Origin of the sequence: Candidatus Pelagibacter sp. FZCC0015 (genome assembly GCF_007833635.1) — a bacterium.
Classification (GTDB): domain Bacteria; phylum Pseudomonadota; class Alphaproteobacteria; order Pelagibacterales; family Pelagibacteraceae; genus Pelagibacter.
Genome location: NZ_CP031125.1, coordinates 475,043 through 499,387 on the forward strand (window position 1 = coordinate 475,043; position 24,345 = coordinate 499,387).

27 protein-coding genes are annotated in these 24,345 nt (G+C 29.6%); 9 read left to right on the forward strand and 18 right to left on the reverse strand.

What is annotated here, in order from left to right; genetic code table 11:
• The first annotated feature begins 5 nt into the window (after window positions 1-5).
• From coaBC to DT059_RS02490, 4 genes are read left to right on the forward strand one after another with little or no spacing between them, the layout of a single operon-like run.
• Window positions 6-1,211: a bifunctional phosphopantothenoylcysteine decarboxylase/phosphopantothenate--cysteine ligase CoaBC gene (gene coaBC, locus DT059_RS02475; RefSeq protein ID WP_145596475.1), complete on the forward strand. Its 1,206-nt coding sequence runs from the start codon at window positions 6-8 to the stop codon at window positions 1,209-1,211.
• Complete coding sequence (gene dut, locus DT059_RS02480; RefSeq protein ID WP_145596477.1) at window positions 1,211-1,648, forward strand: dUTP diphosphatase; 438 nt, start codon at window positions 1,211-1,213, stop codon at window positions 1,646-1,648. Before coaBC ends, dut begins: the two co-directional genes overlap by 1 nt.
• Complete coding sequence (locus DT059_RS02485; protein WP_145596479.1) at window positions 1,645-2,400, forward strand: HesA/MoeB/ThiF family protein; 756 nt, start codon at window positions 1,645-1,647, stop codon at window positions 2,398-2,400. The genes dut and DT059_RS02485 overlap by 4 nt, the downstream gene beginning before the upstream one ends.
• 2 nt (window positions 2,401-2,402) lie before the next feature.
• The gene (locus DT059_RS02490; protein WP_145596481.1) at window positions 2,403-2,840 is read left to right on the forward strand and encodes an SH3 domain-containing protein; all 438 of its coding nucleotides are present in this window, start codon (window positions 2,403-2,405) and stop codon (window positions 2,838-2,840) included.
• Here the strand turns inward: DT059_RS02490 and DT059_RS02495 are convergent.
• The 4 genes from DT059_RS02495 to DT059_RS02510 form a co-directional block, all read right to left on the reverse strand.
• Window positions 2,837-3,430, reverse strand: a complete 594-nt coding sequence (locus DT059_RS02495; protein WP_145598034.1) for a DUF3501 family protein — start codon at window positions 3,428-3,430, stop codon at window positions 2,837-2,839. The genes DT059_RS02490 and DT059_RS02495 overlap by 4 nt on opposite strands.
• A gap of 2 nt (window positions 3,431-3,432) precedes the next feature.
• A complete protein-coding gene (locus DT059_RS02500) occupies window positions 3,433-4,764 on the reverse strand; it encodes a (Fe-S)-binding protein (protein WP_145596483.1) in 1,332 nt (443 codons plus the stop codon).
• A gap of 161 nt (window positions 4,765-4,925) precedes the next feature.
• Window positions 4,926-5,342 (reverse strand): rubrerythrin family protein, encoded by a 417-nt coding sequence (locus tag DT059_RS02505; RefSeq protein WP_023649160.1) that lies wholly within the window; start codon window positions 5,340-5,342, stop codon window positions 4,926-4,928.
• 106 nt (window positions 5,343-5,448) lie between these two features.
• The gene (locus DT059_RS02510; RefSeq protein ID WP_145596485.1) at window positions 5,449-5,877 is read right to left on the reverse strand and encodes a Fur family transcriptional regulator; all 429 of its coding nucleotides are present in this window, start codon (window positions 5,875-5,877) and stop codon (window positions 5,449-5,451) included.
• 93 nt (window positions 5,878-5,970) lie between these two features.
• Here DT059_RS02510 and fabA point away from each other — a divergent pair, with 93 nt between their 5' ends.
• The 4 genes from fabA to DT059_RS02530 are packed head-to-tail and all read left to right on the forward strand — an operon-like array spanning window position 5,971 to window position 8,683.
• The gene (fabA, locus tag DT059_RS02515) at window positions 5,971-6,471 is read left to right on the forward strand and encodes a bifunctional 3-hydroxydecanoyl-ACP dehydratase/trans-2-decenoyl-ACP isomerase (RefSeq protein WP_145596488.1); all 501 of its coding nucleotides are present in this window, start codon (window positions 5,971-5,973) and stop codon (window positions 6,469-6,471) included.
• Entirely contained in the window at window positions 6,471-7,682 is a 1,212-nt protein-coding gene (gene fabB, locus DT059_RS02520; protein WP_145596490.1) for a beta-ketoacyl-ACP synthase I, read from the forward strand. Before fabA ends, fabB begins: the two co-directional genes overlap by 1 nt.
• A gap of 3 nt (window positions 7,683-7,685) precedes the next feature.
• Entirely contained in the window at window positions 7,686-8,471 is a 786-nt protein-coding gene (locus DT059_RS02525; protein ID WP_145596494.1) for an enoyl-ACP reductase FabI, read from the forward strand.
• 26 nt (window positions 8,472-8,497) lie between these two features.
• Window positions 8,498-8,683, forward strand: a complete 186-nt coding sequence (locus DT059_RS02530) for a DUF1737 domain-containing protein (protein ID WP_145596496.1) — start codon at window positions 8,498-8,500, stop codon at window positions 8,681-8,683.
• Between the two features lie 75 nt (window positions 8,684-8,758).
• Here the strand turns inward: DT059_RS02530 and pnp are convergent, their stop codons facing one another.
• The 12 genes from pnp to DT059_RS02590 all read right to left on the reverse strand — a co-directional run bounded on the left by pnp (window position 8,759) and on the right by DT059_RS02590 (window position 21,657).
• Entirely contained in the window at window positions 8,759-10,831 is a 2,073-nt protein-coding gene (gene pnp, locus DT059_RS02535; RefSeq protein WP_145596499.1) for a polyribonucleotide nucleotidyltransferase, read from the reverse strand.
• 57 nt (window positions 10,832-10,888) lie between these two features.
• Window positions 10,889-11,137: a 30S ribosomal protein S15 gene (gene rpsO / locus DT059_RS02540; protein WP_075485648.1), complete on the reverse strand. Its 249-nt coding sequence runs from the start codon at window positions 11,135-11,137 to the stop codon at window positions 10,889-10,891.
• A gap of 12 nt (window positions 11,138-11,149) precedes the next feature.
• On the reverse strand, window positions 11,150-11,518 hold the full coding sequence (rbfA, locus tag DT059_RS02545; RefSeq protein WP_023854486.1) for a 30S ribosome-binding factor RbfA: 369 nt from the start codon (window positions 11,516-11,518) through the stop codon (window positions 11,150-11,152).
• A complete protein-coding gene (gene infB, locus DT059_RS02550) occupies window positions 11,518-13,737 on the reverse strand; it encodes a translation initiation factor IF-2 (RefSeq protein WP_145596500.1) in 2,220 nt (739 codons plus the stop codon). The genes rbfA and infB overlap by 1 nt, the downstream gene beginning before the upstream one ends.
• A 10-nt stretch (window positions 13,738-13,747) precedes the next feature.
• Complete coding sequence (gene nusA / locus DT059_RS02555; protein WP_445082356.1) at window positions 13,748-15,301, reverse strand: transcription termination factor NusA; 1,554 nt, start codon at window positions 15,299-15,301, stop codon at window positions 13,748-13,750.
• A gap of 99 nt (window positions 15,302-15,400) precedes the next feature.
• Window positions 15,401-16,570, reverse strand: coding sequence for a methionine adenosyltransferase (gene metK, locus DT059_RS02560; RefSeq protein ID WP_145596504.1), 1,170 nt, complete (start codon window positions 16,568-16,570; stop codon window positions 15,401-15,403).
• On the reverse strand, window positions 16,563-18,107 hold the full coding sequence (lnt, locus tag DT059_RS02565; RefSeq protein ID WP_145596505.1) for an apolipoprotein N-acyltransferase: 1,545 nt from the start codon (window positions 18,105-18,107) through the stop codon (window positions 16,563-16,565). Before lnt ends, metK begins: the two co-directional genes overlap by 8 nt.
• 1 nt (window position 18,108) lies before the next feature.
• The gene (gene ybeY / locus DT059_RS02570; protein WP_145596508.1) at window positions 18,109-18,570 is read right to left on the reverse strand and encodes an rRNA maturation RNase YbeY; all 462 of its coding nucleotides are present in this window, start codon (window positions 18,568-18,570) and stop codon (window positions 18,109-18,111) included.
• Window positions 18,563-19,558 carry a PhoH family protein gene (locus DT059_RS02575; RefSeq protein ID WP_145596510.1) on the reverse strand — a complete coding sequence of 332 codons (996 nt, stop codon included), beginning with the start codon at window positions 19,556-19,558 and terminating at the stop codon, window positions 18,563-18,565. The genes ybeY and DT059_RS02575 overlap by 8 nt, the downstream gene beginning before the upstream one ends.
• A gap of 3 nt (window positions 19,559-19,561) precedes the next feature.
• On the reverse strand, window positions 19,562-20,890 hold the full coding sequence (gene miaB / locus DT059_RS02580; protein WP_145596512.1) for a tRNA (N6-isopentenyl adenosine(37)-C2)-methylthiotransferase MiaB: 1,329 nt from the start codon (window positions 20,888-20,890) through the stop codon (window positions 19,562-19,564).
• Between the two features lie 2 nt (window positions 20,891-20,892).
• A complete protein-coding gene (locus DT059_RS02585; RefSeq protein WP_145596514.1) occupies window positions 20,893-21,306 on the reverse strand; it encodes a Fur family transcriptional regulator in 414 nt (137 codons plus the stop codon).
• Between the two features lie 9 nt (window positions 21,307-21,315).
• The gene (locus DT059_RS02590; protein ID WP_240704617.1) at window positions 21,316-21,657 is read right to left on the reverse strand and encodes a peptidase M22; all 342 of its coding nucleotides are present in this window, start codon (window positions 21,655-21,657) and stop codon (window positions 21,316-21,318) included.
• Between DT059_RS02590 and DT059_RS02595 the strand changes: the two genes are divergently transcribed.
• Window positions 21,650-22,711, forward strand: a complete 1,062-nt coding sequence (locus DT059_RS02595; protein WP_240704618.1) for a polysaccharide deacetylase family protein — start codon at window positions 21,650-21,652, stop codon at window positions 22,709-22,711. The genes DT059_RS02590 and DT059_RS02595 overlap by 8 nt on opposite strands.
• On the opposite strand, the gene DT059_RS02600 is transcribed toward DT059_RS02595, so the two are convergent.
• Together DT059_RS02600 and DT059_RS02605 are read right to left on the reverse strand one after the other, a co-directional pair.
• Window positions 22,708-23,772 (reverse strand): glucosaminidase domain-containing protein, encoded by a 1,065-nt coding sequence (locus DT059_RS02600; RefSeq protein ID WP_145596518.1) that lies wholly within the window; start codon window positions 23,770-23,772, stop codon window positions 22,708-22,710. The two genes, DT059_RS02595 and DT059_RS02600, sit on opposite strands and share 4 nt — an antisense overlap.
• Before the next feature lie 6 nt (window positions 23,773-23,778).
• A complete protein-coding gene (locus tag DT059_RS02605) occupies window positions 23,779-24,321 on the reverse strand; it encodes a NifU family protein (RefSeq protein WP_145596520.1) in 543 nt (180 codons plus the stop codon).
• Window positions 24,322-24,345 lie beyond the last annotated feature (24 nt).

Consider the following 24,345-nt stretch of genomic DNA (forward strand, 5'->3'; position numbering starts at 1 on the left):
TGCAAATGAAAAATTTGTTAAATAAAAAAATACTATTTATTATCTGTGGAGGAATATCTGCTTATAAAAGTCTTGAAACAATTAGGCTCTTTAAAAAGAATGGTGCAGAAATAAAGACAATTCTTACAGCAAGTGCAAAAGAGTTTGTAACTCCACTTTCAGTAACATCACTTTCTCAAGGTAAAGTTTATAGTGATTTATTTAGTGTAGAAAATGAGACAGAAATGGATCATATTTCACTTTCAAGATGGGCAGATATAATTGTAATTGCACCAGCAACGGCAAATACAATCTCAAAACTAGCACAAGGAACAACTGATGACCTTGCATCCACTGTTGTTTTAGCTTCAGATAAAGAAATTATTTTAGCACCAGCAATGAATGTAAGAATGTGGGAACATCCAACTACTAAAATTAATTTAAAAAAATTAAAGGAGTTTGGATATAAACTAATTGGTCCACAGGTTGGTGATATGGCATGTGGTGAATATGGAGAGGGTAAAATGTCAGACCCATCAGTAATTGCTGAAGAAGTTGATAAATATTTCTTAACTCAAAAAAATAACAAAAAATTTAAAGCATTAGTTACAGCAGGTCCAACTAATGAGTACATAGATCCAGTTCGTTTTATTACAAATAAATCAAGTGGCAAACAAGGATATGAATTAGCAAAATCATTATCCAAAAAAGGTTTTGATACAACTTTAATATCAGGTCCAACTAATCTTGAAATAACTAAAGATATTAATCTTATAAAAGTTGAAACAGCAGATGAAATGTTAGTTGCCACTCAAGAAAATTTACCTGTAGATGTGGCAATTTTTTCTGCTGCAGTAGCTGATTTTAAAATTAATAAAAAGTATGAAAATAAAATTAAAAAAAAAGAGAGCTTAAACTTAAATTTAGAAAAGAATGTAGACATACTTCATTATGTGTCTAACCATAACTCCATGAGACCTGAACTTGTAATAGGATTTGCAGCAGAAACTAATCAGATTGATAAAAATGCAGAGGAAAAATTGAACAAGAAAAATTGTGACTGGATAATTTCTAATGATGTATCAAATAAAGATATAGGATTTAATTCTGATTATAATGAGGTTACAATTCATTATAAAAACAAAGACGTTAAAAAAGAAAAACTTTCATATAAAAAAAAATCTGGAATTTCTGATGAAATAGTTGATAGAATAATTGATCAATTAAATTAATGGCAAAAGTTCTTATCAAAAAGTTAGACCCTACGGTTGAATTACCTGCTTACAAAACAGAAGGCGCATCAGGCATGGATTTAATGGCATTAATAAAAGAACCCATTAATCTTAAACCAAACTCTTCATGTTTAGTTCCAACTGGGCTTGCTGTTGCATTTTCAAGTCATTTCGAAATCCAAATAAGACCAAGATCTGGTTTAGCTGCAAAAAATAGTATAAGTGTTTTAAATACACCTGGAACTATTGATAGTGATTACAGAGGAGAAATAAAAGTAATTCTTTTTAATCATGGGAAAAATGATTTCTTGATAAATAATAAGGATAGAATAGCACAAATGATTTTAACTCCTGTAATTAAAATGGAGCTCGAGGAAACTGAGGATCTACCAGAAACAATTAGAGGAGAAGGCGGGTTTGGCTCAACAGGAAAATGAGCAAAAATTTAAACAAAAAAGAAATAGAGAAATTCTCAAGGCAAATAATCCTTAAAAATATTGGGACTATAGGTCAAAAAAGAATTTTATCTTCTAAAGTCTTGATAGTAGGTATGGGTGGTCTAGGTTGCCCAGTAGCAGAATTTTTAACTAGATCGGGTATTGGTACACTTGGGATTGCAGATCATGATACTGTAAGTCTATCTAATATCCACAGACAAAGCCTGTATAATGAAAAAGATATAAATCAATCAAAAGTAAAGATTGCAAAAAAAAAATTAAATAAAATTAATTCAAAGACAAAAATAAATATTTTTAATTTAAAATTAAATAAAACTATATTTGAAAAAATTATTAAAAATTATGACTATATTGTTGATGGGACTGATAACTTTGAAAGTAAATTTTTAATAAATGATTTAAGTCTAAAATATAAAAAATTTCTAGTCACTGGTGCTATAAGTAAATTTGATGGACACATTTTTACTTTTAATTTTACCAACAGAAAAGATCCTTGCTTGAGATGTTTTTATCAAGAAGAAAAAATATCTGATGAAATTTTAAATTGTGAATATGAGGGAATTTTAGGAACTGTTGCAGGCACAATAGGTACGTTACAAGCCAATGAGGTTTTAAAAAAAATATTAAATATTGGACAAAATTTAAATGGATACATTTTAATTCTAGACCTATTAAATTTAAATTTTAGAAAAGCAAAAATTAATAAAAGAAAAAAATGCCTATGCAATTAATAATGAAAAAAATTTATATAGTATTTTTTTTGTTATTTTTTACTCACATTTCGTTTGCTAATGAAATTTTTGTCTCTCTTAAAAAAAATAAAGTAAATGTTCGCTACGGACCAAGTTTTGAATCTGATATTAAATACGTGTATAAAAAAATAAATCTTCCATTAAAACAAATTGATAAAAAAGAAAATTTCAGGCGAATTATAGATTTAAAAAATAACAGTGGGTGGATTCATATCTCTCAATTAAAAAAAAGTAATTCTGTAATAGCCACGAAAGATAAAGTTTTATTTAAAAAACCTACATCTTTTGCTAAACCAATAGCTCAAATTAAAGAAGGAAGATTATTAATTGTAGAAAAATGTGAACAAAATTGGTGCAAAGTTACATCTGAAGAATTCGAAGGTTGGATTAAAACAGATAATATTTGGGGACTAAATTAACTAAAATCAGTAGATAAAGAGGCTATATTTTCTTTAGATAATTTTGTGCTATGAGAATACTCTTTGTGATCAATACTAAGCTCAATTTCTGAACTATTAGATTGAAATTTTTCTATTTGATCATCAGTAAAATTGAAATGAATAAACTGTACTGAAGAAGCTTTTCCTTCAGCAGAAGTTCTGTCTACATCTTCTTCCGGAACTGCTTTAATTTTCTCACCATTTATTTTCATAAATACTGTTTCTTCTATTCCACCAACTTTTCCAAGAAACGCAGCCCTTGAGATAGGATTGTCTATTTCAAACATTAAAGTTGCTGTTAGTTCTTTGCCTTTAGGTATTAAAGGATTATACGCAGATAACTCATCCTGAAGTTGCTCATCACCACCTTTTTCAATGTATAGCATTTCTTGTACCTGAGCTAACATTGTTTCATAACTTTCAAAATAAAAAGTTGCATAAGGACCTAAAGCAACTCTTCTATTTTTTTTATAATCAACAATACTTTTTCTTAATTCACGTCTCTTTTCTGCATAAACATCTAAAGGCATGATGTCTTTTTTTTGAATTTCTCTTTTTTCTCTTGGCATGATCATAAGTTATAACTTTTTGCCATTAATTCGATAGGATGTAGTGCCTCATCATTAGTTATGTTTGTATCAACTTCTAACTGTTTTAAATGTTTACCAGCTAAAGGACAATCAGAAGCCATATACTTATTATTTTTAGTTTTTATTTGTCTAGATGTGGGTCTTCCAACTTTATTTGCTAAATCATGAGTTTCTTTCATCACTCCAAAAGTTCCTCCGTGACCCGCACATCTTTCAACTACATCAATTTTAACGTTTGGTATCAATTTTAACATATCTCTTGCTTTGATACCCATGTTCTGTGCTCTCGCATGACAAGCATGATGCACAGTTATTCCTCCATCAATCTCATTTAATCCTTCTGCTAATCCCTCATTGTTTGCAATATCCACGACATACTCATCAATATCCACAACATTTGCAGATAATTTTTTTATTTTTTCATCGTTTGGTAATAACAAAGGCCATTCGAATTTTAACATCAATCCACAACTAGCTGTTAAGGTTACTACTTTATATCCTTTATCAATCCACTCGATTAAATCCTTAGAAACTTTTTTCGCTTGTTCAACAACTTTTGGTAAATCTGCTTGCTCTAAAAATGGCATCCCACAACAACCAGGATAAGCTTCTTGAACCTCTACACCATTTTTTTTCAAAACTTTTAAAGCAGCAACACCTGTATTTTTTTTATTAAAATTTACAAAACAGGTTGAGTAGATAACAACTTTTCTATCTTTAGAAGGTGTTTGATAATTTATTTTATCTTTATTTTTTTTGAAAAAATTTGAAAAAGTTTCTGAGTTATATTTTGGTAACTGAACTCTTTTATCTATTCCAGTAATTAATTCTAAGATTTTTCTAATTAATTTATTTTTAATATTTGATGCCCAGTTAACTATTTTAGAGAACATAACACCAATTTTAGCGTTTCTATCTATTTGAGCTAATTGTGTTGGTACGCTTGGTAATTTGCCTAATTTTTTTTGAGCCGTTCTATATCGCAGCATTAAATGTGGAAAATCCAAATCAAAATCATGAGGTGGCACATATGGGCATTTAGTCATAAAACACATATCACACAAAGTACATGCATCAACGACAGGAGCAAATTGATCACTAGATAAGCTTTCTACATCTTCATTTTTAGACTCATCAATCATGTCAAAAAGTTTTGGAAAAGAGTCACATAGATTAAAACATCTTCTGCAGCCATGACAAATATCAAAAACTCTTCTCATTTCTGAGTCTAATTTCTCAGGATTAGTAAAATCTGGATGTTCGAAATCTATCGGATGCCTTATAGGGGCGTCTAAACTTCCTTCTTTGCTCATATAATAAAATTGGTAAAGATAATTAATGTTATAGAAACAATTATCACAGGCTCATTAAACCAATCCTTAACAGTTTGTAACAATTGCTCTATCATTTTTGTAATTTTTTTTGAAATTATGTTTAGTGGGCAATAAAATTCTTGCCCACCAAAAAAATATTTTTAGCTAATAGATTCTAAAGTTTTTTGGAATTTACCAGCGTGAGATTTTTCAGCTTTTGCTAAAGTTTCAAACCAATCAGCAATTTCTTCAAATCCTTCTTCTCTAGCCGTTTTAGCCATACCTGGGTACATATCAGTGTACTCATGAGTTTCACCTTGAACAGCTGAAGCTAAATTAGCTTTAGTTTCACCAATCGGCAAACCTGTAGCAGGATCACCCACCTCTTCTAAATACTCAAGATGTCCATGCGCGTGACCTGTTTCACCTTCAGCAGTAGATCTAAAAACTGAAGCTACATCATTGTAACCTTCGATGTCTGCTTTTTGAGCAAAGTAAAGATATCTTCTGTTTGCTTGGCTTTCACCTGCAAATGCTGCTTCAAGATTTTCTTTTGTTTTTGTTCCTTTTAATGACATTTCATTCTCCTTAAATTGATAATACTGAACATATAGTTCTTATAAACTTAATGTCAATAGTTTAGAATAATTATAATGTAGATTTTAAATTATTGATTTAATTAAATTATTTTTGATTTTGATTATCACTCGCAACTTTAACCAAAACTTCTACTGAATTTATTTTTTTTCCAGTAATATTTTTTTTTATATTAACTGGATCAATATCGTTTTCATCACAATCTATTAGCTGATGAGTATCTTCATCATAAAAATGATGATGAACAGATGTGTTTGTATCAAAATAACTTTTATCGCTGTTAATTGAAATTTCTTTTAAATATCCTTTTTTTTCAAAAGCATGAACAGTGTTATAAACAGTTGCTAAAGATATTTTTTCATTTAATTCCTCAGATATCATTTTAACGAGGTCATTAATTGTGAAATGAAAAGTATTTTCTCTATTAAATAAAACCTCACACATCTTAACTCTTTGCCTAGTGGGTCTTAATCCTAATTCTCTGAGTTTTTCAACAAAATTGCTGTTTTTTACCATAGTAATTTATAATTATTCTAAAGTATGAATAAAATTATACTGTTTTAATATATTATATTACTATTAAATCAAGTATTAAGGTTTCTCAAAATTATGAAAAAAAACTCATACTCTTATGATGATCTGATAACTTGTGGAAATGGAGGACTTTTTGGCCCTGGGAATGCTAAACTACCTCTTCCACCGATGCTAATGTTTGATAGAATAACAGAAATTAATGAAAATAATGGAACTTTCAACAAAGGCTCTTTAAAAGCTGAATTAGATATTAAAGAAGATCTTTGGTTTTTTGATTGTCATTTTAAAAAAGATCCAGTTATGCCTGGATGCTTAGGTTTAGATGCTATGTGGCAACTGGTAGGTTTTTTTCTAGGTTGGTTAGGAAATCCTGGAAAAGGAAGAGCTTTAGGAGTGGGTACTGTAAAATTTACAGGTGAAGTTTTACAGAGTGTAAAAAATGTAAGATATGAAATAGATATGAAGAAAATTATGTCTCCTGGAGGAACAACTGTTGGGCTTGCAAATGGAATTGTACTTGCAGATAATAAAAAAATATATTCAGCAGAGAATTTAAAGGTAGGTTTATTTAAATAATGAGAAGAGTAGTTATCACCGGTTTAGGGGTAGTATCCTGCTTGGGAAACAACCAAGAAGAAGTTCATCAATCTTTATTAAATTCAAAATCAGGAATTTCTTTTGCAGAAGAATACAAAGAGCATAATTTAAAAAGCCATGTTCATGGTAAACCAAATATTAAACTAGAGGATCATATCGACAGAAAAACAATTAGATTTATGGGTTCAGGTTCAGCTTATAATTATATTGCAATGAAAGAGGCTATTGAAGACTCTGGATTAGAAGAAAGTGAAGTAAGTAATTTTAAAACTGGAATTGTAATGGGTTCTGGTGGTCCATCAATTGAAAACGTAATTCTAGCAGCAGACAAAACAAGAGCTAAAACTCCAAAATTAATGGGTCCATTTATCGTTCCAAGAACAATGGCAAGTACTGCATCTGCAACTCTTGCTGTTCCGTTTAAAATTAAAGGAACCAATTACACAATGAGTTCTGCTTGTGCAACTAGTGGTCACTGCATAGGAAATTCAATGGAGTTAATTCAGATGGGTAAACAAGATATTGTGTTTGCAGGTGGAAGTGAAGAGGTACACTGGGCAATGACAGCAATGTTTGATGCAATGACAGCTTTATCATCAAAATACAATGATACCCCTGAAATAGCATCCAGGGCATATGACAAAACAAGAGATGGTTTTGTAATTGCAGGTGGTGCAGGCGTATTAGTGCTTGAAGAATACGAACATGCTAAAGCTAGAGGTGCTAAAATATACGCGGAATTAACTGGTTATGGAGCAACTTCGGATGGATACGATATGGTAGCCCCATCAGGTGAAGGTGCAGTCAGATGTATGCAAATGGCAATGGCTACAGCTAAAAATAAAATTGACTATATTAATACTCACGGAACTTCTACTCCAGTTGGAGATATTACAGAACTAAATGCAGTCAAAAATACATTTGGAGACAATATTCCTAAAATTAGTTCAACAAAATCACTTTCTGGACATCCATTAGGAGCTGCATCAGTGCATGAAGCTATTTATTGTTTAATAATGATGAAAAATAATTTCATTGCAGGCTCAGCAAACATAAATGAAATGGATGATGATGCTAAAAAATTTCCTATAGTTTCAAAAACTGAAACAGACGCAACTTTAAATACAGTAATGTCAAATAGTTTTGGTTTTGGTGGAACTAATGCAGCTTTAATTTTTGAAAAGGTTTAGTTTATGAGTTTGATGAAAGGTAAAAAAGGCTTGATCATGGGCGTTGCAAATGAGAGATCTATTGCTTGGGGAATTTCTCAAAAACTTTCAGAAGCTGGAGCTGAGTTAGCATTTACTTATTTAGGTGAGGCTTTAAAAAAAAGAGTAATTCCTTTAGCAGAAAAATTAAATTCAAATGTTACATTTAGTTGTGATGTTGAAAAAAAGGAAGAAGTAGTAAAATTATTTGAGGATATCAAATCTCAATGGGGTGAAATTGATTTTGTAGTCCATGCAGTAGCTTTTTCAGATAAATCAGAATTATCTGGTGAGTATTTAAATACGACAAGAGAAAATTTTTTAAGAAGCATGCTAATTTCTTGTTTTTCATTTACTGAGGTAGCAAAAGAGGCTTCTAAAGTAATGAAAGAAGGTGGTAGTATGTTAACTTTAACTTACGAATCTACTAAAGCAATTCCAAATTATAATGTAATGGGTGTTTGTAAATCAGCTCTTGAAGCTAGTGTTAAATACCTAGCAAGAGATTTAGGTGCTAAAGGCATGAGAGTAAATGCAATAAGCGCAGGACCTATTAAAACATTAGCTGCATCTGCAATTGGTGATGCAAAATTCCTTTATAAATGGAATGAAGATCATTCTTTTCTTAAGAGAAATGTAGATATCCATGATGTTGGAAATTCAGCATTATATTTGCTAAGTGACCTTGCAAACGGAGTTACTGGTGAAATTCACTACGTAGATGCTGGATATAACAAGGTAGGAATGCCAGATCCTAAAAATATAACCTAAAATTTAGTTAAATTTAGTTAAAATATATGAAGGGATACAGATTTATTACTGATGATGATACAGCAAGATTTTGTAATCGAGTAACTGAGGCATTATCGAATGGATGGAAATTATATGGTGAACCCAAAATGACATTTGATAAAAAACGAGGAATAATGCGATGTGGCCAAGCAGTTATAAAAAATGTTCCAAATAAAAAATACTCAAAATAAATAAATTTATCCTCAATATAAAAAACCCCCAGAACTCTCATTCCAGGGGTTTAGAATTTTAATTTAAGTTATTAATTATTCAGCAGCTTGTTTCATAGAAAGTTTAACTTTACCTCTATCGAAACCAATCACTTTAACTTTAACTTCGTCACCTTCTTTAACAACGTCAGTAACTTTAGCAACTCTTTTATCTGCAAGTTCTGAGATATGAACTAGTCCATCTTGTTTTCCTAAGAAATTAACAAATGCACCAAACTCCATAATCTTCATTACTTTACCTGAATAAATTTTGTTTAATTCAGCTTTTGCAGTGATGTCTTTAATCATTTGCATTGCGATGTTTCTAGACTCTTCATCTGGAGCAGCAACTGTTACCACACCTTCGTCATTTACATCTACTTTCGCACCTGATTTTTCAACTATCTCTCTGATTGTTGCACCACCTTTTCCAATTACGGCAGCAATGTCTTTTTTATCTACATTGACTTGTTCCATTTTTGGAGTATGTTTTCCAACATCAGATCTTGAAGCTGATAATGCTTTATTCATTTCACCTAAGATGTGAACTCTTCCATCTTTAGCTTGGCTTAACGCCTGCTCCATAATTTCAAATGTAATACCTGTAATTTTGATATCCATTTGAAGAGAGGTAATTCCATCTTTAGTTCCAGCAACTTTAAAGTCCATATCACCGAGGTGATCTTCATCACCTAAAATATCTGATAGAACACTAAAATCATCACCTTCTTTAATTAATCCCATTGCAATACCAGCAACTGGCTCTTTTATTGGTACTCCAGCATCCATTAATGCTAATGAAGTTCCACAAACAGTAGCCATTGAAGAAGAACCATTAGACTCTGTAATCTCCGAAACTACTCTAAAAGTATATGGAAATGCTTCTTTTGTAGGTAATGAAGAGTTAATTGCTCTCCAAGCTAATTTACCATGACCAATTTCTCTTCTACCTGTTCCAATTCTTCCAGTTTCTCCAACTGAAAAAGGAGGGAAATTATAATGAAGCATAAATCGTTCTCTTTGCAATCCATCTAAGCTCTCAATTCTTTGTTCATCATCAGATGTTCCTAAAGTTGCAACAACAATTGCTTGAGTTTCTCCTCTAGTAAACAATGCAGAACCATGTGCTCTCGGAAGAACACCCACTTCACATTCAATAGGTCTTACATCTGATAAACCCCTACCATCAATTCTATTTTTATTTTTTAGAATGTCTGTTCTAACAATTGATTTTTCTAGATTTTTTAACTGACTATTAACATCAAGATCAGTGTAGTTTTCATCTTCTTCATAAAGCTTTTTAGCTTTATCAGTAATCTCTGAAATCTGATTTGATCTATCTTGTTTATCTCTTGTAGCAAAAGCTTTCTTAAGATCTTCCGTAAAAGTTTCCTCAAGTTTTTTCTTAACTTCAGATAAATCTTTTTTCTCAACTGTCCACTCAGGTTTTCTACATTCTTTTGCAAGTTCCTCAATCATTTCAATCACTGGAACAAAACCTTCATGACCAAATTTAACTGCGTTTAACATTTCTTCCTCTGTTAAACCACTTGCTTCAGACTCAACCATAAGCACAGCATCTTTTGTACCTGCTACAACTAAATCTAATTTCGATTTTTCTAACTCTGCTTTAGATGGGTTTAAAACATATTTTCCATCAATAAATCCAACCCTTGAAGCTCCTACAGGACCCATAAATGGCATTCCCGATATGGCTAATGCTGCTGATGAAGCAGTAATTGATAAAATATCTGGTTCATTTTCTTTGTCATATGAAATTACAGTTGGTAATAACTGAACTTCGTTTTTAAATTCATCAGGAAACAAAGGTCTGATTGGTCTATCAATTAATCTTGAGATTAATGTTTCGCTCTCAGTTGGCCTTGCTTCTCTTTTAAAATATCCACCTGGAATTTTTCCAGCTGCATAATATTTTTCTTGGTAATTTACAGATAATGGAAAGTAATCCATATCAGGATTTACTTTTTTTGCTCCTACTACTGTTGCTAGTACGACTGTCTCTCCACATGTTGCGATTATTGCACCGTCTGCCTGTCTTGCTACTTTACCTGTTTCTAAACTTATCTTCTTTCCCGCTACTTCAATTTCCTTCTTGTATACTTTAAACATTTCATTTCCATTTCGTTTCGTTCGTTTCGTTCCATTCAGTTCTATCTATCTTGACTTCTATTTTCTTAAATTCAATTTCGACAGTACATTTTTGTAAGAATCCATTTTATTTTTCTTTAGGTATTCTAACAATTTCTTTCTTCTATTTACCGCTCTCAACAATCCAACAGATGAATGTTTATCCTTTTTGAATTGCTTAATATGTTTAGAGAGAGTTTCAATTTTCTCTGTTAGCAAAGCAATCTGTATCTCTGAAGATCCAGTATCTTTATCGTGCATTGCTAATTCTTGTGCCTTTTTGTTCATGCCTCTTTCTTCCTATTTATTTGTTTGTTTTATTAAGTTTTCTATTTTTTCCGCATACTCAAAAGACTCGTCTTTTCTAAAAAGTAATTTTGGTAAAAATTTCATAACCACTTTTTGTGATAAAATTTTTCTAATTAAAAATGAGTATTCCTTTAGAACACTAATTGTTTCCTCCGCATCTTTTCCACCCAACGGAAGAACATAAGCTTTAGCAATTTTTAAATCTGGACTCATTCTAACCTCAGTAACAGTTATTGTGTTCGTTTCTAAATTGGGCACCTTAGCCTCATTTCTTATAAAAATCATGCTTAAAGACTGTTTAATCATTTCTCCTACTCTAAGCTGTCTTTGAGATACTGGTTTTCCTATTCTATCTGCCATTAAATTGACCTCTCAGTAGATGTAACACTAAATGCTTCTATTGTGTCATTTTTTTGGAAATCCATATAATCTTTAACGGTTATTCCACATTCTTGACCATCACTTACCTGTTTAACTTGGTTTTTTTCTCTAAATATTGTTGAAACTTTTCCAGTATATATAATAGCACCATCCCTAATAATTCTAACATCTGAAGTACTATTAATTTCACCTTCAGTTACTTTTGAACCTGCAACTTTTCCAGCACCTGAAACTTTAAATATTTCTAAAATTTGTGCAGTACCAGTAATTTTTTCTTGTACATCGGGCGCCAATAATCCTGACATTCTTTGTTTAATATAGTCTAAAACTTCATAAATAATATTGTAAGAAGATATTTTTATCTTCTCATTTTCAGCAAGTTTTTTTGCTTCTTTACTTGGTTTAACATTAAAAGCTATTAATACTGCATTTGAAGCTTTCGCTAATGTAACGTCTGTCTCAGTTACCATTCCAATATCTGCCAAAATTATTTTAGGTTTAACTTCATCATGTTTGATTTGACTAATTGCATTTTTGATTGCTTCAGATGATCCATGTACATCAGATTTAATTATTAAATTTAATTCTTCAGTAGATTTATCTGAAAAAGCTGAATCTTGAGTTGCAAAAGTTAGTGGATTTTTTCCATCCTTACTCTCTTGAGCTCTATTTTCACTTAATGTCTTGGCCTCTTTTTCAGTGTCTAGTACAATAAAATCATCTCCAGCTTTGGCTGCACCATTTATTCCTAAAATTTCAACAGGAGTAGAAGGTAATGCTTCATTAATATTTTTACCTTTATCATTAATAATAGCTCTTACTTTTCCCCACTTTAAACCACTTACAAAAAAATCACCTCTCTTAAGTGTTCCAGTTGTTACAATTATATTTGCAACTGGACCTCTACCAACATCAATTTTTGACTCTAAAACTATACCTGTAGCTTTAGATTCATAATCCGTTTTAAGATCTAAAATCTCTGCTTGAAGTATTATAGACTCGACTAATTTATCTAAGTTTTGTTTTGTTTTAGTTGAAATCTCAACCATTAAAGTGTCACCAGATAAATCTTCAGCAATTAATTCATGTTCTAATAATTGATTTTTAATCTTTTGCGGATCTGCCTCTGGTAGATCACATTTATTTATCGCCACAACTATTGGAACATTTGCAGCTTTAGCATGTTTTATAGATTCAACAGTTTGAGGTTTAACTCCATCATCTGCAGCGACTACTAATACAACCACATCAGTTAATTTTGATCCTCTCGCTCTCATCTCTGTAAAAGCAGCATGACCCGGAGTATCTATAAATGTTAATTTATTATTTTGGCTTTCAATTTGATAAGCTCCAATATGTTGAGTTATTCCTCCAAATTCTCCTGAAACTACATTCGCACTTCTAAGTACATCTAGTACTGATGTTTTGCCATGATCTACATGACCCATTACAGTAACTATTGGTGGTCGATTTTTTAAATTTTCTGTTCTTGAAGCTTTTATTTTTTGAATTATTTCTTCTGCTTTCTCTTCCCTAATTGGATTGTGACCAAATTCTTTAACTAAATATTCCGCAGTATCTGCGGCTAATGTTTGATTGATAGTCACTGTAACACCCATACCAAATAAATGCTTAATTACATTGCTTGATTGTTCAGCCATTCTATTTGCAAGTTCTCTTACTGTGATTGCTTCAGGAATATTAACATCTCTTTTAATCGGTTTTAAATTTTCTTGAGAATCATCTTTCGTAGCATTTTTAATTTCTTTTTGTCTTGCTCTCTTTACTGATGCTAAACTTCTTTGTTTTGCATCAATCTCATCGCTTAGTGCTCTTGATACAGTTAACTTTAACTCTCTCTTCTTTGTTCCTGCTTTTAAAGTTTTTCTATCTTTGTTTTCACTATCTCCTTTAAGTCGTTTAGTAGCTCTTTGCTCTGCTAGTTTTCTCTTTTCAAAATCATTTGTTATAGAGGGTGATTTAGGATTAAATGTAGGTTTTAATGGTGTTCCTCTGCTAAAAGTTGAGGTTTTTATTGGCTTATTCGTGCTAGATCTAAATGATCCTCCTCTACTAGAGAATTTTCCAGTTTGTTTTTCAATTACTACAGAATTTTTTCCTTGAGATTTAGCAATCTCAATATTCTTGATTGATTTTTTGGCTGAGCCTGAAATTGTTAATTTTGTTTTTTTTTCCATACCTCATCACTCAATCTTTATAAACAATGTTTCTAGCAGACATAATTAGTTCATCAGCTTCTTCTTTAGATAAAGCAAAATCCTCCAGATAACCTTGGATTTTCACTCTCTCACCTTTAACCACGTCATAACCACCAGTTAATTCATCAGATGCTAAATCTGCAAAATCTTCTAAACATAAAATTTTTTGTTCACCAAGTGTGACTAACATTCCTGGTGTTAATCCCTTTAAATTAATCAAGGCATCTTCCAGACCTAATTCTTTAATTCTCTGGGAAATATCCTCTTGATCCTTTTCATGAAACTCTTTAGCTCTTTCTATCAATGCTTTAGCGGTATCTTCCTCTATACCTTCAATCTTCATTAAATTTTCAGCTGAACTATCTTTAATGTCATCAATAGTTGAAAAACCTTCAGCAACAAGTAACTGACCCAACGTTTCATCTAGCTCTAAATTTTTTACAAAGTTCTCTGTTTTTTCTTTGAATTCTAATTGTCTTCGTTCAGAGTCCTCCGCGTCTGTCATTATATTAATTTCATAATTTAAGAGTTTTGTCGCAAGTCTTACATTTTGACCTCTTCTTCCAATTGCTTTGCTTAAATTTTCCTCGGTAAGAATTACATCAAGTTTTTTTCTTTCGCTATCAACGTTAACTCTTTGTACTTCAGCAGGGGATAACGCATTTGAAACCAAAATAGCAGGGTCTTCTGACCAATTAACTATATCAATTTTCTCTCCTTGAAGTTCATTCACAACAGCTTGAACTCTTGAACCTCTCATACCCACACAGGCACCTACTGGATCTAGAGATGTATCAACTGCTTTAACACATATTTTAGCTCTACTTCCAGGATCTCTTGAGGAAGATTTAATTTCTATTAGTCCATCATAAATTTCGGGAACCTCTTGAACAAAAAGCTTTTCCATAAATTTAGGATGAGCTCTAGATAGAAATATTTGTTGCCCTCTAGGTTCTCTTCTAACATCATAACAATAAGCTTTTATACGATCACCTGCTTTAATATTTTCACGAGGTATTAATTCATTTTTTTGAATTATCGCTTCAGTTCTTCCTAAGTCAACAATTACATTTCCAAATTCTAATCTCTTTACAATTCCACTTAAAATTGAGTCTTTCTTATCAATAAAATCATTAAATTGTCTTTCTCTTTCAGCTTCTCTTACATTAAAACTAATTACCTGCTTTGCGGTTTGCGCAGCAATTCTTCCAAAATCAAATGAAGGAAGTGGCTGTAATACTTCGTCACCAATAGACTTATCTTTGTTTAATTCATTTAAATTAATTGCATCTTCCAATTTTATCTCTGTATTTGCATTTTCAGGATTTTCAGTGATTGTCAATTTTCTAAAAAGCTCAATATCTCCATTGTCTCTATTGATAGAAACTTTAATTTCATTTTCCTGTCCAAATTTTGATTTAGCAGCTTTAGCAATACCGGTTTCCATAGAACTTATAATTAGTTCTTTATCAATTGATTTTTCTAAAGCTACAGCTTCAGCAATTCTTAATAATTCTAGTTTATCTGCTCTTTTGTTTAACATAATTTTGTTTGCTCCAAAAAAAAATGGGCTAAAGCCCATTTTGTAAAGTTCAATAATGTAGTTGCAATATAGTAAAGTTTTTTTTTAATTCAACAGAAACTATTTAGAAAAAACGTTAGTTTTATCGATTTTTTCCCATGAAAATGAACCATTTTCCTCAGGTGCTCTACCAAAATGACCATAAGCAGATGTTTTTTCATATATTGGTTTGTTTAAATTTAACATTTCTCTGATACCTCTAGGGCTTAAATCAAAATTTTCTTTAATCTTTTCTACAACAAATTTGTTTTTATCTAGGTCGTTATCAAATAAATCAACATAGATAGATAATGGTTTTGATACACCAATTGCATAAGCTAACTGAATTAAACATTTCTCAGCAATTTTAGAACCAACAACATTTTTAGCAATGTACCTTGCCGCATAAGCTGCTGATCTATCAACTTTAGTTGGATCTTTTCCAGAGAAAGCTCCACCACCATGAGGTGCTGCTCCACCATAAGTATCAACAATAATTTTTCTACCTGTCAAACCACAATCTCCATCTGGCCCACCAATTACAAAATTTCCCGTCGGATTTACATAAAACTCGTCCTCATTAAAACCATCAAAAAAACTCTCAGGAATGGATTTTAAAATATAAGGTCTAAGTAAATCTCTAACTTGCGATTGATTAACATCTGGTGAATGCTGTGAAGATATAACTACAGATTTTACTTTTGATGGTTTTCCATCAACATACTCGAATGTTACCTGACTTTTTGAATCTGGTTCAATATTTTTTAATTTTCCAGATTTTCTATCTTCAGCCATTAATCTTAAGATTTTATGAGAATAATGAATTGGTGCTGGCATTAAAACATCCGTTTCATTACAAGCGTATCCAAACATGATACCTTGATCTCCAGCTCCTTCATCTTTGTTGCCAGAGGAATCTACGCCCATAGCAATATCAGCTGATTGGGAATGTAAGTGACTTTCAATTTTTGTAGCTTCTTTCCAAGTAAATCCTTCTTGGTCATAACCAATATCTTTTATACAATTTCTTACTTTTTCAATTAATTCATCTTTTTTAATTTCTGGTCCTCTCACCTCACCAGCTAGAACAACTTTATTTGTCGTAGTAAGTGTTTCGCAAGCAACTCTAGAATATGGATCTCCAGAAATAAAACTATCAACAACCATATCTGAAATCCTATCAGACACTTTATCTGGATGGCCTTCAGAAACAGACTCGCTAGTGAAAAGATAATTTTTTAAATTACTCATTTTTTATTTTCTTAAATGAAAATATTAAAAAAATATACAACAAAATTACAATTCCAAAAATTTTATTTCCAAATTTTGCAAATAGAGTCATCTCTATTTTCCTTGACTCGCTTAAATCTATATAACCAGATTTATTTATATCAATTTTTTGTTCAATAACTCCAAGTGGATTAATAATTGCTGTTGCCCCATTATTTGCAGATCTTAAAACATATTTTCCACTCTCTATAGCTCTAAAAATACTATGAGTAAAATGTTGCTCTGGACCAATTGATTTACCAAACCAGCCATCTTCGGAAATATTTACAATATAATCAAAGTTACTGTTTGTAAAAATTTTACCAGAATAAATTATCTCATAACAAATGAGAGGCAATATTTTCACTGATAAATTATTATAATTCAGATTAATTATGTTTCTTTCTTTACCTTTCGAATATGATTGGTAGTCATTAGTAATTGTTTTTAGACCAATACCTTTTAGTAATTTTTCAATAGGTAAAAATTCACCAAAAGGAACAAGGTTTATTTTTTTATATGAATTTATTATATTTAGATTGTGATCAAAAATAGATAATGAATTAAAATGTTTAATAGTTTTATTCTCATCTTCTTTACTATTGATGCCAATTGCTAACAAATGATTTTCGTTAAATTTATTTTCAAATAACCACTTGTATTCTTTTAATTGATCTTGTGAAATACCTGGAATTATACCCTCTGGCCAAATAAAAATTATTTTTTCACTTTTTTTGGGAGAGCTAATTTCAATTAGTTCTTCTATTGCAGTTATAGGATCAACATTGTTATAAAATCTATCTATACTTATATTTGAACTCAAAATTCTTATTTTATAGTCAAGATTTTTTACTTCTTGATTGTTAAATTTTTCTAAATTTTGTGAACCAAATACATAAAATGATAACGTTGTAATAAGAAACGCAACACATATGCTAATATCTTTTTTATTTTCTCTTAAAATGAATATTGATGGGCTTGTAAATAATGAAATACAGAAAAGATTAAAGCTGTATGTGCCTAAGACTGATGTAATGTTTAAAATTTCGATTTGATTAGAGAAACTATAAGCAATTAAATTCCAAGGGAAACCTGTGAGTATTGATCCTCTCACAAATTCTACGATTCCAAATATTAAAGAAAAAAGAAAAAATGAGCTTAAATTATTATTTGGTTTTAAAACTACAAATAGATAAGCAACTAAAGCATAAAACAAGGCTAAGAAACCAGGTATTAATATTATTGTAAAAGGTATTAAAAACTTAAAATTTTGATCAAACGTTAATGATATTGAGATCCAATATAAATTACTTACAAAATAACCAAACCCAAATAACCAACCATAAAGAAAAAATATTCTTTTATTTTTATAAAACTCAATTTTTTTTATTAAAAATATATAGAATAAACTAAAAGTTAAAAAATTTATTACAACATAATTAAATGGAGGCAAACTTAAGGAAGTAAGCACTCCTAATAAAATTAAATAAATTAATTCAATATAAAATTTATTTTTCAATTTAATTTATTTTTGATTGTACAGATTTAAATAGTAGATTTTCCTCTTTTAACATTTTGAAATAATCTTTATTTTTTTTATGATCAAAACCTAAAAGATGAAGAAAACCATGTATGAATAATTTAGTAACCTTTTCTTTAAAAGATTTTAAATTTTGTGATCTTGGTTTGTCTAAATAATTATAGCTAATTATAATGTCTCCCAAATAAGTATTTTTTGAAATTTTTATTTTTTTATCTAATGGAAAAGATAATATATCGGTAGATTTATTTTTTTTTCTAAAAACTTTATTTAATTTTTTAATATTCTGATTATTTGAAAGTAATAGTGTTAAGGTTACTTTTTTATTCAAAAATTTATATTTTTTTGGAAAAGCTTTACATATCTGTTTAAAAAAAATGTCCTTATTTTTAAGTCTTTTTGACCAAGCCTTCTCCTCGGAGAAGACATTAATACTAATCATTATTTGAATATGCTTTAACTATTTTTGAAACAAGTGGATGTCTAACTACATCTGAGTGATCAAAATCAACTATGGATATTTCTTTTAAATCTCCAAGCAACTCTTTCGATCGGACTAATCCAGACATACTTTTATTTGTTAGATCAATTTGAGAAGGATCTCCATTAACTACTATTTTTGAATTTTCTCCAATACGTGTTAAAAACATTTTAATCTGAGTATCCGTAGCATTTTGCGCTTCATCTAAAATTGCAAAGGAATTTTTAAGAGTTCTACCTCTCATAAAAGCTAAAGGCGCAATCTCTATATCTCCAATCTCAATCATTCTCTGTATTTTTTCAAAGTCAAAGAGATCATATAAAGAGTCATATAAAGGTCTGAGATAAGGATCTACTTTTTCCTTCATATCACCTGGTAAAAATCCCAAACGCTCGCCTGCTTCTACAGCTGGTCTTGAAAGAATAATTCTCTCAATCTTTTTTTCTAAAAGCATAGTTAGACCTACAGCGACTGCCAGAAAAGTTTTTCCTGTTCCCGCTGGCCCGGCTGAAATTACAATATCACTCTCCCTCAAAGCTCTCACATAGCTTTTTTGTTTTTCAGATCTAGGAATTATAGATTTTTTTGGAGTTTTGATAATATCTGTAACATTATTATTTTTTACTTTTTCATTAATCATAAAGTTATCAACCGATGAAAGTATATCTTTATTCTCTATACTTCCATTATTAATAAACTGATTAGCCAAAAATTGAATAGCATTTTTAATTTTTTCATTCTTTTCGGGTGTTGATTTAATTAAAATTGAATTTCCCCTTGAATATAAGCTGCAATTTGTAATTTTTTCTAATTCTTGTAAATTTTTATTAAATTCCCCAACAACACCCATTAACAAGTTATTGTCGTGAAATATAACGCTTAAAGAATTGTTATCTGAATAAACAAATTTTAAAGACTGATCGATATTTTTTTTAGTTATTCCACTCAAATTCTATGCAACCTTCTGATCCGAATTAGTTATAACTTCACCAAATAAAGTATTTCTATTAGTATCTTTAATTCTCACTTGCACTATTTTTCCAATATCATTCTTTTTACCATTAAAAATTACAGATGTCATATACTCAGATCTGCCAAAAGCTTTACTTTTATCGTCGGTTAAATTTTCAACCAAAACATCTATAACTTTTCCCTTCAATGAGTTGTTCATTTGGATTTGATTTTCGAATAAAATAGTTTGAATTTTTTCTAATCTTTCAAAAGAAATTTTTTTTTCAATTAAGTCTAAATTTTCAGCCACTGTTCCAGGTCTTGGGCTAAAGATGAAAGAGTAGGAGTTAATAAATTTAACCCTTTCAATTAAATTAAAGGTATCTTTAAAATCCTGATCTCCTTCACCGGGATAACCTATAATAAAATCACTTGAAAATTCTATCTTTGGATTAATTTCTTTTAATTTATCAAAAGTATTTAGATATTCCTCAATAGTATGTTTTCTATTCATTGAGTTTAAAATTTTATTAGATCCACTTTGGACAGGTAAATGCACAAGTGGCATTAACTTTTTTGAGGTTTTATATACTTCAATCAAATCCTCTGTCATATCTTTTGGGTGAGATGTTGTGTATCTAACTCTTTTAATTTCAGATATTTTTTCAATATTTAAAATCAAATCTGATAGTCTGAATCCTTCATTATCATAAGCATTTACATTTTGACCAAGTAAAATTATTTCTTTTGCACCATTATCAGCTAAATATTTTGCTTCATCCAAAATTTGTTTAAATGGTCGAGAATATTCTGGTCCTCTTGTATATGGGACCACACAAAAATGACAAAACTTATCACATCCTTCTTGAATAGTTAAAAAAGATGAAACTTTTCCAGCTTCATTTTTTATTTTGCTTAAATATTTAAATTTAGAAACTGCATCAAACTCAGTCTCTTCTATCTTTTTCTTTTTTTTAATATAATTTAAAATTGTATCATTAATTTTATGATAAGCTTGAGGACCAATTACTAAATCTATGTAAGGTTCTCTTTTAAGCATTTCTTGGTTTTCTGCTTGAGCAACACACCCTGCAATAATTACTAATGGTTTTTTTTTAGATCTAAAAATTTTTTTTACTCTACCTATTTCGTGATAAACTTTTTCTTTTGCTTTATCCCTAATGTGACATGTGTTTAATAGATAACAGTTTGCCTCTTCATATTTTTCTGTTTTTTCATAACCAATTTTTTTAACTGAATCATATATCCTATTAGAGTCATACTCATTCATTTGACATCCAAAAGTTTTAATAAATATTTTTTGATTCATAATTATTGGGATTTTTTCTTAACCCCATATAATTCTAATTTATGGTCTACTAATTTATATCCATATTTTTCTGCAACTTTTTTTTGCAACTTTTCAATTTCTTCGTCTACAAATTCTATGATTTCACCAGTTTTCACATCTATTAAATGATCGTGATGGCCTTCATTAAGCTCTTCATATCTAGCTTTTCCACCTTTAAACTCATGCTTTGTTAATATTCCAGACTCTTCAAATAGTTTTACCGTTCTATAAACAGTTGCAATACTTATTTTTGCATCAATTTTAGATACTCTATTATAAAGCTCATCTACATCCGGGTGGTCAGAAGACTCCGACATTACTTGTGCAATTACCCTTCTTTGATCAGTTAATTTAACTCCTTTTGCTATACATTTTTGCTCTATTGTTTCTGACATAAAATAATTTTAACTTAAATAAATAGGGTTAATCAAATTTTTTTTAATATTAAATTTATCGCACAAATGAGGGATATTTTCGTATTTTATGTCTTTTTCACCTTTAAAATCTTGAATGCTGTAACAATAGTAATCAATATTATTAGTTAAATTAAACGCTTTCACTATAGATAACGAATTTCTGATTCCCGCAAAGCTTCCTGGACCCCTATTTAAGTAAATTGTATTTATATCTTTTAATTTTAATTGATGAGAATTTAAAAAATCATTAATAATTAAAGTTAATTTTTCATAATTAATTTTAGTATTCTCTTTAGTAATATTATAAATATCATTGTTAGTAATGATCATTAAAAAAATTTTTTCACCTGCAACATCAATTATCAGTTTATTCATAATTTTTTTATTTTCTAATATCAGTTCTAAATCAGATGAAAATAATAGTAAATATTATTCTAATGATGAAGGAATTCTGTCAATAATGTATCACCGTTTTAATGAAAACAAATACCCTTCAACAAATATTAAAATGGAAATATTTAGGGAACATATAGATATTATTAGAAAATCAAATTTTGATTTTCACAATCCAAATAATTTTGAGGAACAATTTAATATACCAAAATCAAAAAAAGAAATTCTCATAACTATCGATGATGCCTTTGAATCTTTTTATACTGAAGCATGGCCTTATCTAAAAGAAAATAAAATTCCATTTATTTTATTTGTTTCAACTGAGCCTGTAGGTAAAAGAGGTTATATGACTTGGAAACAAATTAAAGAAATCGAAAGTAATGATTTTGCGGTCATAGGACACCATTCTCATACACATGAATATCTTATAGATGTAAGCAATGAAGAGTTTATTTTAGATATTGAAACAGCTAATAAAATTTTTCTACGAGAAATTGGTTATATCCCTAGTCTATTTTCATATCCGTTTGGTGAATACTCTAAATTCATGAGAGATTATATATCTAAAAATTTCAAATATGCTTTTGGTCAGCATTCTGGCGTCATTGATTTAAATAAAAATAAATTTGAACTACCTAGATTTCCAATTAATGAAAAATATGGTGAATTAAAAAGATTTAAATCAATAATAAATTATTTTCCCCTTGAATATAAAAAAATATTTCCTGAGGAAAAACAACTATTCGAAAACACAAACCCTCCAAGTTTCAAAGTCGAATTTTTCAATGAACAAAAAAATTTATCAAATATTAATTGTTATTCTAATGAGGGAAATGTCTGGGAAAAATCAAAAGTCAACTTTGTTAAAAACTCTTTAACAATAGAATTTAGAGAACCATTCAAACCAAGAAGGGGTAGAATTAATTGTTCTCTGAATGATAATGGAAAATGGAGATGGTTTGGTATTCAATTCCCTATTAAAGAAAATTAAATCAAACTTTCTAAATCTTTGCTTGAAGGTAACAATCTCGCCTCATCAAAATCTTTTAAGTTATTCTGTTCAATAATTTTTTGTAAAACCTCAACATATTGGCTTCCTGTTTCTGCATATTTATCTAAATATTTAGACAAAACTAAACTATCTAAAGGTTTATTTTGATTTCTAAGTTGTGATCTAGCTTTTCTTAAATTTTTATACGTTGAGTGTGTATTTAAATTTCTTAGATATGCTCTTACAGATAATTGTAAACTATGAAATTTCATAACTTTATGATCTTTACCTTCATCAGCATTTTTTGGTTTTAATCCTTCTCCAGACCAAGTCCATTGTCCAAATAAAGCATTTCCCTTTAAAGCAAATCTTGAGGTGCCCCATCCTGTCTCTTTAGCTGCTTGAGCTATTGCTAATGAAACTGGTATCTCATCCATTCTTACTTTTAGAGTTGATAAATCATTTTTTCTTACACCATATTGTTTATATTTTTTTTCTAACCACTTTTTTTCAATATCAGTGTTGCTATTTTTATTTAAAATTGTGAATAATCTTTTTCTATCAACTCTAATTTTATTGTTTTCCTTAACTATTAAAGGGAGAACAATTTTTATAAACATATCTTTTCTTTTTTTAGTGTTTCCAATGTTTTTAATTTCATTCGGTAGAAGACCAATATCTATTGGTTTTACTAATTTTGTGTCTCTTACATCTTTTAAATTATAATTTACCTCTTTAAATAATGAATCAATCTCAGATGTTGTATATCTGACTAAATTAATCTCAGAATTATTTTCTTCTAAAATATCATATAATAAATCTCTCTCATCAGTGTCTGCTGTTAAGTCTTCCTCAATTAATTTATCTTTATTTAAAGTATTATTTAAAATATTTTTTGAATTATTAGTAAATTCTTTGTTATTAAAATTTTTATCTGTAAAATTAATAATTATCGGCGCTGCATAAAAGAATGAAATTACAATAAAAGAACTTAAAAAAAACCGTGAAACTATATTAAAGCTTTTATTTTTTAAAAAACCTGATTTTTTAAATTTTTTCATAATTAATTATTGTATCGCAACAACTTCCTTTACCTCTGGTAAATAATGACATAAAAGATTCTGAACACCTTGTTTCAAAGTCATTGTTGAACTAGGACAGCCTGAACAACTTCCTTGAAGTTGAACCTTAACAATTCCGTCTTTAAACTCTTTAAATTTTATATCTCCACCGTCTCTAGCAACAGCAGGTCTTATTTTCTCTTCTAGAATTTTTACAATTTTTGATTCAATTTCACTTAATTCTAAATCTTCTTCTTTTATATTTTCATCAATTACGAACTCTTTACCACCTGCATAAAAATCATTTATTAGAGAAATAACGATATGTTTTATTTCGTCCCACTTAATGTTTTCTTTCTTATTTACTGAAATAAAATCATGACCTAAAAAAATACCCTCAACACCATTTATTGACAAAATATTTCTGACCAATTCATTTTGCATATCTTCTTTATTTGTAATTTCATAAGGACCACTGTTTGAAACTTTCTTCCCAGGAAGAAATTTCAAAGAATTTGGATTCGGTGTTACTTCTGTTTGAACGAACATAAATTATATATAGTGAATATTTTA